This window comes from Gellertiella sp. DMC107 (genome assembly GCF_056313605.1).
Genome location: NZ_JBQUZZ010000001.1, coordinates 879,239 through 891,503, shown reverse-complemented (window position 1 = coordinate 891,503; position 12,265 = coordinate 879,239). Strand labels below are relative to the sequence as shown.

Sequence of the window (12,265 nt, the reverse complement as noted above, 5' to 3'; positions counted from 1 at the left end):
TCAGGCGGGCGGCGTGAGCACAAGGCGACCGGTGGCCGCGAGCGCAGTGAACAGTGCCGCAACATGCATGGATTGCTCCATCCCGCCGGCAACTGCCATATGGAGGGCTTGCGCCAGCGGAACGAGCTCGACATGCAGCTCTTCGCCAGGTTCAAGGTCCGGTTCGGCGATCCGCCGGGCACCGGTCATCATGGCAATCTGAATACGATTGGTCTGGAGCGCCGAATTTGCGCCCAGCGCACCGATATAGGTCAGATGGCCGCCGCCATAGCCCGTTTCTTCCAGCAATTCGCGGGCCGCGGCCTCTTCCGGCGACCGATCCTCCGGATCTACGCAGCCGCCGGGCAGCTCCAGCGCGATGCTCGCGGTTCCATGACGGTACTGCCGCACCATCACCAGTTCGTCCTGTTCGGTCAGGGCGAGGCATACGGCCCAATCCGGATAGGTCAGGACATAATAGGGATCGAGAACCGTGCCGCGGCCGGTTCTGACGGTCTGGCTCTCCACATGGATCCAGCGGTCGGACATCACGACGTCGCGGCGTTCGACGGTCCAGGGCTTGCTCATGGCGGTCCTCGTTCGTTGCGTTTTTTTGTCCTAGCGCCCCCGGACGGGGAAGAAAAGATAAGTCATTATCGCATATCGACCTGTCCCGAGGACGGATTTGCCCTATCTCTGCTTCGGAATGCAGGTGAAGGGGAGGAACATGACCCTATCCATGGACCGGTCCGCCATCATGGCTTGGCGCAAATCCGAGCGCGAAAGGTTGATCGGGGCGCGCCTTTCGCTTTCTCAATCGGCGCGGGAGGAAGGATCGCTCCGGATCATCCAAGCCCTGCTCGAAAAACTTGGGCCGCTTTCCCAGCGCAAGATCAGCTTTTACTGGCCGTTTCGCGGCGAGCCGGACCTGCGGCCCTTTGCCGAACGCCTGATCGGCGCCGGCGGCAGCGCCCTGCTGCCGGTCGTGACGGAAAAGGGCAAGCCGATGCTGTTCCGCCCCTGGACGCCCGGTGGCGCACTGGTGCGCGGCATCTGGAACATTCCCGTGCCGGATACGATGGAGGAAGCGGTCCCCGACGTGGTCATCGCCCCGCTTGTCGGCTTTGACGGGCAGAATTACCGGCTGGGTTACGGCGGCGGCTTCTTTGACCGTACCCTGGCGGCGCTGACGGCGCGCCCTCGCGTTATCGGCGTCGGCTACGCGCTGCAGCGGCTGGAGACAATCCATCCGCTATCGCATGACATTCCCATGGATGAAATCATCGCGCCGGATATCGGATGAGGGGGATATTCCACGAAGCCGGGCAGAGTAAGTGCCGCCGGCCGGGTTAACCGAAAGCTCCTTGATCTTGTCGTCAATCTATGTTGAATAAGTAAAAAATATTTTAGGCATAAATTTGGATTGTCGATGGATAGGTCATTCCTGCAATTATTCAGAATGCTGAACCGGTGTGCCGGCGTTCTCGTCGTCCTGATCTTTGTTCTGGAGGCAGATGGCGAGGGTCATGCCGGTGTTCTGACCGGGCTTGTGACAGGAATGTCCTTCCTCGTCCTCACCTATGCGGCCATCATCCTCTTGGGCCATCCGGCCCGCTGCGTGGAGGAGCAGTGCATTTGACATGCGCTTCGCCGAAAGGCGGCCCGCCGGCTGTCGGACGGGGCGGAAAAGGTGCGATCCACACAACCGATGGAAGCGGTGATCCTGGGCGCCTACGAAAGTAGGTGGGCGCCGTGTATCCAAGCCCACGGGCCTGAACAGGGACAGCTCCCTTAGGATCGGGTATGGCCCCGAGGATTCGATTGTTCCTGTCGAGAAGCGCAGACCGCAGAAAGAATATAGGTCGAAACCGGTCTTTCCGCCAGTAGGGGCGAGGCGATTTGCGGCAATTATTCCGCAGCCATGGCGGCGCGTGAAGACTGGTAGCGTCAGTTCTGCTGGGACGGCGGGCGGCTCGAAATCCGGGCGGCGATTTCGAGGATGCGATGGCTCATTTCCTCGATCGCGGCGGCGGCCACTTCTTCCGTGCGCTGGGCACCGGCGGCGACCGCATCGCGATTGCGGCGCAGGTTGTCCAGATCCGCTTCCACGGATTTCAGGCGACGGGAGACTTCCGAGAGTTCGTCCATGACCATGATGCCGGCCATGACCGTGATCCGCAGATCGCCTATTTCGCCGAACTGGGATTTCAGATGGGCGACATACCGGTCGAACTTGGCGGCGAGTTCGGTCAGATGACCTTCCTGGCCTTCCTCGCAGGCCATCCGGTAGGCCTTGCCGTCGATGGTTACGGTCACCTGCGCCATGTTATCGGGATTTCCTTTGCACTTTCGACGCCATCAGGGATCAGCGATCCAGCACGGCGCGAATGGTTTCCATGGCAGTGACGAGCCGGCGGGAGACTTCGCGGTTGACCTCCTCCAGGCGGTTTGCCCGGAATTCGGATTGGTCGAGTTCCTGGGCAAGGCGCGAGCGGTCCGCATGGACCCGGCGCACTTCGCTCTCGATCTCGCTATTGTCTCTTTCGCGCTCGAAGCGTGCATCGACGGCGCTTTCGAGGCTGCCGAGGGCCGCCCGAAGGCCGGCGATAGCTGCTTCAACCGATTTGCCTGCCGACATCAACTCAATCCATCAATTCCCGAAACGCTGCCCGCGGCCGACCGAATCGGCCCGTTCCGCACCTGCCGGTCCGTTCATTACGATATTCTTGCCTTTTACCATGCGTCAACCAAGCCGGCGGCGCGGGCGCATGCAAGGCGGGTTTGATCACAGGAAATCACGCAGAGCGGGTCTGGCGGGGCAAGGTCGGCCCCATTCATCAGCCAAAGGGATGAGGGCATCAAAAGGGGTGAAAAACCGCCAGATTTGTTGACAGAGACGGCTGACCTGCTATGGATCAGCCGCTTTTTGACGGTCCTTCCCGGCGGGAAATGCCGTTCTCTTTGACCCGGAACCTCTTGGAACAGTCATGATCTCTCGCGAACAACATAACCGGATGGCGAATGCAATCCGCTTCCTGTCCATGGATGCCGTCGAGAAGGCCAATTCCGGCCATCCGGGCCTCCCCATGGGAGCGGCCGATATCGCGACCGTTCTTTTCACCCGCTCGATGAAGTTCGATCCGAAGAACCCGCTGTGGCCGGATCGTGACCGTTTCATCCTGTCCGCCGGCCATGGCTCGATGCTGCTTTATTCCGTCCTCTACCTGTCCGGCTACGAGGACATGACCATCGAGGAAATCAAGAATTTCCGTCAGATGGGCGCCAAGACCGCCGGCCATCCGGAATATGGCCATGCCACCGGCATCGAGACCACCACCGGTCCGCTCGGCCAGGGTATTGCCAATGCCGTGGGCATGGCGATTGCCGAGAAGAAGCTCGCCGAAGAATTCGGTGCCGATCTGCAGGACCACCACACCTTCGTGCTCGCCGGCGACGGCTGCCTGATGGAGGGCATCAGCCAGGAAGCGATCTCGCTCGCCGGCCACCTGAAGCTCAACAAGCTCGTCGTTATCTGGGACGACAACAACATTTCCATCGACGGCCCCATTTCCATGGCCGACTCGACCGACCAGCACATGCGCTTCCGCGCGTCGGGCTGGAACACGGTCGCCATCGACGGCCATGATCCGGACGCGATCTTCGAAGCCATCGAAAATGCCAAGACATCCGACAAGCCGACGCTGATCGCCGCCAAGACCGTGATCGGCTTCGGCGCCCCGAACAAGGCCGGCACCCACAAGGTGCATGGCTCGCCGCTCGGTGCGGAAGAAATTGCCGCCACCCGCGTGGCGCTCGGCTGGGAGGCGGAAGCCTTCTCGGTTCCCGCAGACGTGCTGTCCGCCTGGCGCGACGCCGGTGCCAAGGGTGCCGCAACCCGCGCCGAATGGGAAAAGCGCCTTGCCGCCTCCGACAAGAAGGCCGAGTTCTCGCGCCGCTTCGCCGGCAACCTGCCGGGCACGCTTGCCGGCGCGATTGCCGACTACAAGAAGAAGCTCGCTGAATCCAAGCCGACCGTTGCCACCCGCAAGGCATCGGAAGATGCGCTCGAAGTGATCAACGGCGTGGTTCCGGAGACCATCGGCGGCTCCGCCGACCTGACCGGTTCCAACAACACCAAGACGAGCCAGACCAAATCGATTACGCCGACCGATTTCTCCGGCCGTTACCTGCATTACGGCATCCGCGAGCATGGCATGGCGGCTGCGATGAACGGAATGGCACTGCATGGCGGCCTCATTCCCTATTCCGGCGGCTTCCTGATCTTCTCGGATTACTGCCGTCCGTCGATCCGTCTGGCGGCCCTGATGGGCATCCGCGTCATCCACGTGCTGACGCATGACTCCATCGGCCTTGGCGAAGACGGCCCGACGCACCAGCCGGTCGAGCACATGGCGGCGCTGCGCGCCATCCCGAACCTCCTGATGTTCCGCCCGGCCGATGCGACCGAAACGGCGGAATGCTGGCAGATCGCGCTGGAAAACCAGCACCGTCCGTCGGGTCTCGCGCTCACCCGCCAGAACCTGATGGCCATCCGCACCAGCTATTCCGAGCGGAACCTCTCGGCGCTCGGCGCCTATGAGGTGGCCAGCGCCGACAATGCGCCGGTGACGATCTTCGCTTCCGGCTCGGAAGTGGAAATCGCGGTCAAGGCAAAGGATCTGCTGGCCGCGAAGAACATTGCCGCCCGCGTGGTTTCCGTGCCCTGCTTCGAGCTCTTCGCCGAGCAGGACGAGGCCTATCGCAAGGCCGTGATCGGCAATTCGCCGGTCAAGATCGCGGTGGAAGCTGCGATCCGCCAGGGCTGGGATGCCTTCATAGGTGCAGACGGTGTGTTTGTGGGCATGAGCTCCTTCGGCGCCTCGGGGCCGTACAAGGAACTCTACAGCCACTTCGGCATCACGCCGGACCATGTCGCGGACGCCGCGATCGCCAAGCTTGCATAACGGAACGCGCGGGGCCCAAAACCCCGCGCGTTTTGCCACAAGACCCAAGACGAAGCTTTGATTAAGCGGGAGAGTGTGAACATGACTGTTAAAGTAGGCATCAACGGCTTCGGCCGCATCGGCCGCAACGTGCTGCGCGCCATCATCGAATCCGGCCGCACCGACATCGAAGTCGTTGCCATCAACGATCTCGGCCCGGTCGAAACCAACGCGCACCTCATCCGTTACGATTCCGTCCACGGCAAGTTCCCGGGCACGGTTACCGTTTCCGGCGACACGATCGATGTCGGCCGCGGCCCGATCAAGGTCACCGCGATCCGCGATCCGAAGGAGCTGCCCTGGGCTGGCGTGGATATCGCGCTCGAATGCACCGGCCTCTTCACCACCAAGGAAAAGGCTTCCGCGCATCTCTCGAACGGCTCCAAGCGCGTTCTGGTTTCCGCGCCGTGCGACAATGCCGACAAGACCATCGTCTTCGGCGTCAACCACGGCACGCTGACCAAGGACGACCTCGTCGTTTCCAACGCGTCCTGCACCACGAACTGCCTGGCGCCGGTCGCCTATGTGCTGCACCGCGAATTCGGCATCCAGAAGGGTTACATGACGACCGTTCACTCCTACACGGGTGACCAGCCGACCCTCGACACCATGCACAAGGACCTCTACCGCGCCCGTGCAGCCGCCCTTTCGATGATCCCGACCTCGACCGGTGCCGCCAAGGCCGTCGGCCTCGTGCTGCCGGAACTGAAGGGCAAGCTCGATGGCTCGTCGATCCGCGTGCCGACCCCGAACGTCTCGGTCGTCGACCTGAAGTTCGTGCCGGGCCGCAACGTTACCGCCGAAGAAGTCAATGCCGCCATCAAGGCCGCCTCGGAAGGCGAACTGAAGGGCATCCTCGGCTATGTGGAGGCGCCGCTCGTCTCCATCGACTTCAACCATGACAGCCATTCGTCCAGCTTCGCTGCCGACCAGACCAAGGTTCTCGAGGGCAACCTTGTGCGCATCCTGTCCTGGTATGACAACGAGTGGGGCTTCTCCAACCGCATGTCGGACACCGCGGTTGCCATGAGCAAGCTGATCTGACGGGATCGATCCCTGAACCATGCGCATGAAGGGCGGGCCCCCGGGGCTCCCCCTTTTTCTTTACCGTGTTTCCTGCCGGGGCATTTACCATGGCACGGGCTTTTCCGGCGCGGAAACCTGCAATTTGAATGTCATTGATCGATATTAAGGTTCAATCATGTAGAATATCCACATAAAAGAATGAACGTCGAGGGCGAGGCATGATCTATGTCCGATATTATGAAGCGGCCCGCTCGGCCGTAGAGGCGCTGACTGCGACCGGAGATGACGCCGCTGTCAACCAGACGCGGCTCGCCACGGGTTACCGCGTCTCGGAGGCCGCGGACAACGCAGCCTACTGGGCGATTTCCACCAGCATGCGCGCCACTCTCGACACCACGAATGCGGCCGTCGGCGGCCTGTCCGTTGCTCTGGGTGTCGTGGATGTGGCGCTGAAGGGGATCGAGCTTGTCTTGCCGCTGATGGAAGAATTCAACGCCCTGCTGGTCGCAGGCCGTGATGCCACGACCGAGCGCCCCCAGATGCAGGCTGAGATGGACAGTCTCAGGGAGCAGATGATGTCCATCATCCAGTCCTCGTCCTTTGCCGGGGTAAACCTGTTGTTTCACAAGACCGGGGCGAGCTACGATTTCGACATGGTCACCGGCGTCGGAGGCAGCGGCAGTGCGTCCGGCCAGCTGGTGCGTGAGCGGCTGGACCTGACCGACCTCGTCCTCGTCGACGAAGTGTCCACCAACGGGGTGATGTCCAAGTCCTATACGACGGGGTCCGGTACCTGGCGCAAGCTCTTTGAGAATTATGGGGGCAGCAGCTTCCGTATCGGGCTTTACTATGGCGCGAACGTTCCCGCGACCGGGTTCGCCTACAATACCGCACTTTACGCCAGTACCGAGATCCTCAGCCAGCTGCGCACGGTGGCGACCAGCTTCGGCGCGGTGAAGGCCCGACTGGAAGACCAGCAGGATTTCGTGACCAAGCTGGCGGATATCCAGGCCCGCGGCCTGAGCCGTCTGGTGGATGCGAATATAGAGGAAGAAAGCGCCCGCCAGAAGGCGATCCTGGCCAAGACCGAACTCGGCTACCAGGCGCTGGCCATTGCCAATCACCAGTCGCGGCTCATCCTGCAACTGCTGGTGCCCTCTGCCTGAGGGGGAGACCCCTACCAAAAAAGCATCCGCCAAGGCTTGCGCCGCACCGCTTCAGGTGTATGGTCCCGCCCGTTCCCAATTCCAGACGAGCGGGTGCTTCCATGGCAGCTTTCAAGACTCTCGACGATATGACCGACATTTCCGGCAAGCGCGTTCTCGTGCGTGTCGATCTCAATGTTCCGATGGCCGATGGGCAGGTTTCGGATGCGACCCGCATCGAACGGGTAGCGCCGACGATCCTCGAGCTGTCCCGCAAGGGCGCCAAGGTCATTCTGCTTGCCCATTTCGGCCGTCCGAAGGGCGGGCCGGAGGCAGCCTTTTCGCTGGGTCAGATCGTCCCCGCCGTGGAATCGGTTCTCGGTCGCCCGGTCGGCTTTGCCGCGGATTGCATCGGCCCCGTTGCGGCGGATGCCATTGCCGGGATGAAGGCGGGCGATGTCCTGCTCCTTGAAAACACCCGCTTCCACAAGGCCGAGGAAAAGAACGAGGCCGATTTCGTCCGGGCGCTGGCTGCCAATGGCGACCTCTATGTCAACGATGCCTTTTCGGCGGCGCACCGCGCTCATGCCTCGACCGAGGGGCTCGCCCACCATCTGCCAGCCTATGCAGGCCGAACGATGCAGGCGGAACTGGAAGCGCTGGAAAAGGGTCTCGGCAAGCCGGTGCGTCCTGTCGTCGCCATCGTCGGCGGTGCGAAAGTATCGACCAAGATCGACCTCTTGTCCAACCTGGTCAAGAAGGTCGACGCGCTGGTCATCGGCGGCGGCATGGCCAATACGTTCCTGGCAGCGCGGGGCACGGATGTCGGCAAGTCGCTTTGCGAGCACGATCTGGCCGCCACCGCAAAACAGATCATGATCGACGCGGCATCCGCAAATTGCGCGATCGTTCTGCCGGTCGACGGCGTGGTCGCCCGCGAGTTCAAGGCGGGTGCCGCCAATGAAGTGGTCGATATCGCCGCGATCCCGGCCGATGCGATGGTGCTCGATGTTGGACCCCAGTCCGTTGCCGCAGTCAACGACTGGATTTCCAAGGCAGCAACGCTGGTCTGGAACGGTCCGCTCGGCGCTTTCGAGATCGAGCCCTTCGACAAGGCCACTGTTGCGGCGGCCCGTCATGCGGCTGCCTGCACCAAAGCCGGCAAGCTCACATCCGTGGCAGGCGGCGGCGATACGGTCTCGGCCCTGAACCATGCCGGCGTTGCCGATGACTTCACCTATGTCTCGACCGCTGGCGGCGCCTTCCTCGAATGGATGGAAGGCAAGGAACTGCCCGGTGTTGCCGTGCTTTACGCGGTAAAGTGATCGATTTCGGTCGTATAGAACGAGAAAAGGGGCCCTGCGGCCCCTTTTTTGCATTTCGGCTCGATTTTATCCGGCTCTTCGATAACTGCCGCCATAGGAGTCATAGGCATCCGACTGGCCGTTCAGCACAAACTGTCCGAGCTGTTCGTCCATGTTGCTGGCTTCGGCGGCGAGCTGGTGAATGGCCGCGGTCGATTCCTGTACCATGTTGGCGTTCTGCTGGGTCATCTGGTCCAGCTCGGATACGGCGATGTTGATGGATTTCAGCGTTTCGGCTTCGTCACGGGTGGATTCGATGATCTCGTGCAGGCGGGCATTGATCGCCTCCACATAATCACCGATGCCACGCAGCGCGTTTCCGGCCTTTTCCACAAGCGCCACACCGTTTTCCACCTCGCCCGTCGATTTCTGCAGCAGGCCGGAGATTTCCTTGGCTGCCTTGGAGGAGCGTTGGGCGAGCTCGCGCACTTCTTGCGCCACCACGGCAAAGCCCTTGCCGCTTTCGCCGGCCCGCGCGGCCTCGACACCGGCATTCAGGGCCAGCAGGTTGGTCTGGAAGGCGATCTCGTCGATCACGTTGATGATCTGGTTGATCTGCCGCGAGGAACCCTGGATCGCCTCCATGGCGGAGATGGTTTCCTGCATGATGCGGCCGGATTCCTGGGCGCCCGCCTTGGCGTCGCGGGCGATCAGCTCCGCTTGCTCGCTGCGGGTGATCTGGGTGCGGACCGATTCGGTAATCGCGTTGATGGCGCTGGCGGTCTGGGTGATCGACGCCGCCTGCCGCTCGGTACGGACCGCGAGCTGATCGGCGCCGCTGCTCATATGCTGGGAGCTTTCGCGCACCGCATTGGAATTGCCGCCGATGGAGGAAAGCGTGCCGTTCAGGGTGGCAATGGCGCGGTTGAAATTCTGGCGCAAGCTGTCCAGTTCCGGCGGGAAGGTCTCATCGATGGAGAAGACCAGATTGCCGCTGGCGAGCTGGCTGAGCCCGGTATCGAGCTGCTCCACCACACGCTGAAGGCTACGGGCTTCCGCATCCTTTTCGGCCATGCGCTGCTGGCGTTCCCGCTCCGTAAGGCTGCGGTTTGCCTCCGTTTCGGCTTCCAGCGCGCGCTGGTCGAGCAGCGACTGGCGGAAGCGGGCAAGGGCGCGGGCAAGGGTGCCGATTTCGTCCTTGCGGTCGCCATAACCGATTTCCGCTTCCAGATTGCCCTCGGAGACGGCGTGGGTGAGGCCGGCAAGCTTCGCCAGCGGGGCAAAGAGGCGGTTGGCGAAGAAAGCGGTGAGCACGCACAGCAAGACCAGCACGCCGGCACCCATGAGCAGCAGGTTGCGGGCAATTTCCAGCGATCCGGCCTGCAGTTCGTGCAGATCCACAGTCTCGCCGATCACGAAGGTCTGACCCTCCCGCGATACAGGGCGGAAGTAGCCGCGCGCATCGTCATCGTTGATGAAAAGCGCGGCTTCGGAGATCGAACCTTCCCCGGCTGCGATCGCATTGGCGGCAGGCTGTTCGTAGGGCTTGCTGTCGATGAGTGTCAGGGCGCCATCCTTGGCGGCAATCGCCTGGCCCAAGCCGTTGATGATGAGCGCTGCCTCGGAGCTCCCCGGCTGCAGCCCCTTCGTGAGGGTCTGCACGATGGTCGACTCGCGCACCTGCAGGATGATGATGCCCTTGATGGAGCCGAGCTTCACAATCGGAACCGCATAGTAAATGGCGGGATGTCCATCGACGGGATTGATGGCAATGCCTGAGAAGGCCGTTTGCACGCCCCCGTCTTCGGTTGCCGCTTCGCCATTGGCGAGGGCGGCGGCAAATGTCTTTCCGAGCGGAGTGTCCGCCCAGCTGCCGCTCTTCAGGTCCTGTGCAAAGGAAGAGCCCTTCTTGTAGCTGTAGATCACATTGCCGGAGACGTCTGCGATCATCAGGTCCAGAAAATCGGTGCCCTTGAGGATGGCGGCGACATCGTTCTGGGTTTTTTCATGGGCGGTGAAATAATAAACGCTTGCCCCTTCAGGCTTGATCAGCTTTTCGCGCTCGTCCGCCGGGAAGGGGTTCTTGGTCACGAAGGTCTCGATGAGGGCGTCGGCAGCCTTCTTGCCGCCGTTCTCCAAGGTCTTCCAGCCGCTGCGCAGCGAAACGATGGCGCTCTGCATGGCTTCGATCTTTGCCACCGAGACGGCCTGGCTTTCCATCTGGGTCAGGGACGAGGCCACCATGTCGCCGCGGAACGTGAGGATGCTGTTCATCGAGTTCAGCGTTTGCCGCTCGAAGATGCTGTTGCTGCTCACATAGGCCATGTAGTTGAGGGCGCCGACCGACAGGATCGTCAGCGCAATGAAGATGGCTATCACCTTGGAAGACAAGGAGTGAAACATCGATGACATGTCGATACCCGCGTTTAAACTCATACGAAACAGGGGCAAACGCCCGGCCGCACGTTGAATGGATGAGCAGACCCGACGGTACGGTGCACCGGCAACCTTCATGTTGCTGCTAACCGGGAAAAGATGGCCCATGTTGTGCTGCCTCCCTTAATTGGGAGTAAAGAATAAGTATTATTCCGTACGTGTTTTTGTTTTGTTCACTTTTTGCTGGTCTGAAACGGTTGAAAAGGGATAGGGTCGGACATGCAAGAAGCGATTCGTATCATTGGAATTGACCCCGGGTTGCGGCGCACCGGCTGGGGAATCATCGAAAGTCTTGGGAATTCCCTGAAGTTTATTGCTTCGGGAACAGTAACGTCCGATGGCGACTGCGATCTCGCTTCGCGTCTGTGCCAGCTGCATGACGGTCTGGCGGAGGTGGTGCACAGCTACCGGCCGGACGAGGCGGCTGTGGAACAGACCTTCGTGAACAAGGATGCGGTGGCGACGTTGAAGCTGGGTCAGGCGCGCGGCATAGCCATGCTCGTGCCCGCACGCGCAGGCCTGCCCGTTTCCGAATATGCGCCGAATGCGGTCAAGAAGGCGGTCATCGGCGTTGGCCACGGCGAAAAGCAGCAGATCCACATGATGCTGAAAATCCTGATGCCGAAGGCGACCTTTGTCGGCAATGATGCGGCGGATGCGCTGGCCATTGCCATTTGCCACGCGCATCAGCGCGGCGGCCAGAAACTCCGTCAGGTCATGGCAGGGAAGGGATGATCCGGTGATCGGAAAACTCAAGGGCACCATTGAAGAAATCGGCGACGACCATGTGCTCGTGGATGTGCATGGCGTCTGTTACGTCGCCCATTGTTCGGCGCGAACGCTCTCACGCATCGGATCGGCGGGCGAGGCGGTCGTTCTCTTCATCGAGACCTATGTGCGCGAGGACCAGTTGAAGCTCTTCGGCTTCATGAGTGCGCTGGAACGGGAGTGGTTCAACCTCCTGCAAAGCGTGCAGGGCGTGGGGGCAAAAGTGGCGTTGTCGGTGCTCTCCACGCTGACACCGTCTGAACTGGCGAACGCGATCGCTCTTCAGGACAAGGCCTCCGTCTCGCGTGCGCCGGGTGTCGGCCCGAAGGTCGCAGTGCGGATCGTGACCGAGCTCAAGAACAAGGCGCCTGCCTTTTCCGGCGATGCGGGACAGAACATCGGCCTCAAGCAGGAGCTCGGCGAAGGCGTCGCCTCCGCGCCCGTGGCCGATGCAGTCTCGGCCCTCACCAATCTGGGCTACAGCCGCGACCAGGCCGCCAATGCGGTGGCCGCCGCGCTCAGGAATGGCGGGGAGGGCGCCGACAGCGCCAAGCTCATCCGCCTCGGCCTGAAGGAGCTTTCCCGTGGGTGATTCCTTGTTTTG

The 12,265-nt window shown here is 61.7% G+C and carries 12 protein-coding genes and 1 other RNA gene; 8 read left to right on the top strand and 5 right to left on the bottom strand.

What is annotated here, in order from left to right:
* Entirely contained in the window at nt 1-567 is a 567-nt protein-coding gene (locus ACT54B_RS04175) for an NUDIX hydrolase (RefSeq protein ID WP_476043031.1), read from the bottom strand.
* A 139-nt stretch (nt 568-706) separates the two neighbouring features.
* Between ACT54B_RS04175 and ACT54B_RS04170 the strand changes: the two genes are divergently transcribed.
* Nucleotides 707-1,282, top strand: coding sequence for a 5-formyltetrahydrofolate cyclo-ligase (locus ACT54B_RS04170; RefSeq protein WP_476043029.1), 576 nt, complete (start codon nt 707-709; stop codon nt 1,280-1,282).
* 126 nt (nt 1,283-1,408) lie between these two features.
* A complete protein-coding gene (locus ACT54B_RS04165) occupies nt 1,409-1,618 on the top strand; it encodes a hypothetical protein (RefSeq protein WP_476043027.1) in 210 nt (69 codons plus the stop codon).
* A gap of 51 nt (nt 1,619-1,669) precedes the next feature.
* Here ACT54B_RS04165 and ssrS read toward each other — a convergent pair.
* The 3 genes from ssrS to ACT54B_RS04150 form a co-directional block, all read right to left on the bottom strand.
* Nucleotides 1,670-1,828, bottom strand: a non-coding RNA gene (ssrS, locus tag ACT54B_RS04160) — 6S RNA.
* Nucleotides 1,829-1,926: 98 nt separating this feature from the next.
* The gene (locus ACT54B_RS04155) at nt 1,927-2,304 is read right to left on the bottom strand and encodes a cell division protein ZapA (protein WP_476043026.1); all 378 of its coding nucleotides are present in this window, start codon (nt 2,302-2,304) and stop codon (nt 1,927-1,929) included.
* 40 nt (nt 2,305-2,344) lie between these two features.
* On the bottom strand, nt 2,345-2,617 hold the full coding sequence (locus ACT54B_RS04150) for a DUF4164 domain-containing protein (RefSeq protein ID WP_476043025.1): 273 nt from the start codon (nt 2,615-2,617) through the stop codon (nt 2,345-2,347).
* Nucleotides 2,618-2,966: 349 nt separating this feature from the next.
* Between ACT54B_RS04150 and tkt the strand changes: the two genes are divergently transcribed.
* The 4 genes from tkt (at nt 2,967) to ACT54B_RS04130 (ending at nt 8,478) form a co-directional block, all read left to right on the top strand.
* Entirely contained in the window at nt 2,967-4,943 is a 1,977-nt protein-coding gene (gene tkt, locus ACT54B_RS04145; RefSeq protein WP_476043024.1) for a transketolase, read from the top strand.
* A gap of 81 nt (nt 4,944-5,024) precedes the next feature.
* Nucleotides 5,025-6,026, top strand: a complete 1,002-nt coding sequence (gap, locus tag ACT54B_RS04140) for a type I glyceraldehyde-3-phosphate dehydrogenase (protein WP_476043023.1) — start codon at nt 5,025-5,027, stop codon at nt 6,024-6,026.
* A gap of 200 nt (nt 6,027-6,226) precedes the next feature.
* A complete protein-coding gene (locus ACT54B_RS04135; protein WP_476043021.1) occupies nt 6,227-7,174 on the top strand; it encodes a flagellin N-terminal helical domain-containing protein in 948 nt (315 codons plus the stop codon).
* Nucleotides 7,175-7,275: 101 nt separating this feature from the next.
* On the top strand, nt 7,276-8,478 hold the full coding sequence (locus ACT54B_RS04130; protein ID WP_476043020.1) for a phosphoglycerate kinase: 1,203 nt from the start codon (nt 7,276-7,278) through the stop codon (nt 8,476-8,478).
* Between the two features lie 66 nt (nt 8,479-8,544).
* Here ACT54B_RS04130 and ACT54B_RS04125 read toward each other — a convergent pair whose 3' ends face one another.
* Nucleotides 8,545-10,869 carry a methyl-accepting chemotaxis protein gene (locus ACT54B_RS04125; protein WP_476043019.1) on the bottom strand — a complete coding sequence of 775 codons (2,325 nt, stop codon included), beginning with the start codon at nt 10,867-10,869 and terminating at the stop codon, nt 8,545-8,547.
* Between the two features lie 243 nt (nt 10,870-11,112).
* Here ACT54B_RS04125 and ruvC point away from each other — a divergent pair, with 243 nt between their 5' ends.
* Both ruvC and ruvA read left to right on the top strand, forming a co-directional pair.
* Entirely contained in the window at nt 11,113-11,628 is a 516-nt protein-coding gene (gene ruvC / locus ACT54B_RS04120; RefSeq protein ID WP_476043018.1) for a crossover junction endodeoxyribonuclease RuvC, read from the top strand.
* Nucleotides 11,629-11,632: 4 nt separating this feature from the next.
* Nucleotides 11,633-12,253 carry a Holliday junction branch migration protein RuvA gene (ruvA, locus tag ACT54B_RS04115; RefSeq protein ID WP_476043017.1) on the top strand — a complete coding sequence of 207 codons (621 nt, stop codon included), beginning with the start codon at nt 11,633-11,635 and terminating at the stop codon, nt 12,251-12,253.
* The last annotated feature ends 12 nt before the right edge of the window (nt 12,254-12,265 follow it).

What these genes read in the sequence shown, in the direction of transcription:
- gap (WP_476043023.1), top strand. Translation starts at nt 5,025, where the DNA reads ATGACTGTTAAAGTAGGCATCAACGGCTTCGGCCGCATCGGCCGCAAC.
- ACT54B_RS04170 (WP_476043029.1), top strand. Translation starts at nt 707, where the DNA reads ATGACCCTATCCATGGACCGGTCCGCCATCATGGCTTGGCGCAAATCC.
- ACT54B_RS04130 (WP_476043020.1), top strand. Translation starts at nt 7,276, where the DNA reads ATGGCAGCTTTCAAGACTCTCGACGATATGACCGACATTTCCGGCAAG.
- ACT54B_RS04165 (WP_476043027.1), top strand. Translation starts at nt 1,409, where the DNA reads ATGGATAGGTCATTCCTGCAATTATTCAGAATGCTGAACCGGTGTGCC.
- ACT54B_RS04135 (WP_476043021.1), top strand. Translation starts at nt 6,227, where the DNA reads ATGATCTATGTCCGATATTATGAAGCGGCCCGCTCGGCCGTAGAGGCG.
- ACT54B_RS04155 (WP_476043026.1), bottom strand. Translation starts at nt 2,304, where the DNA reads ATGGCGCAGGTGACCGTAACCATCGACGGCAAGGCCTACCGGATGGCC.
- ACT54B_RS04175 (WP_476043031.1), bottom strand. Translation starts at nt 567, where the DNA reads ATGAGCAAGCCCTGGACCGTCGAACGCCGCGACGTCGTGATGTCCGAC.
- tkt (WP_476043024.1), top strand. Translation starts at nt 2,967, where the DNA reads ATGATCTCTCGCGAACAACATAACCGGATGGCGAATGCAATCCGCTTC.
- ACT54B_RS04150 (WP_476043025.1), bottom strand. Translation starts at nt 2,617, where the DNA reads ATGTCGGCAGGCAAATCGGTTGAAGCAGCTATCGCCGGCCTTCGGGCG.
- ruvC (WP_476043018.1), top strand. Translation starts at nt 11,113, where the DNA reads ATGCAAGAAGCGATTCGTATCATTGGAATTGACCCCGGGTTGCGGCGC.
- ACT54B_RS04125 (WP_476043019.1), bottom strand. Translation starts at nt 10,869, where the DNA reads ATGTCATCGATGTTTCACTCCTTGTCTTCCAAGGTGATAGCCATCTTC.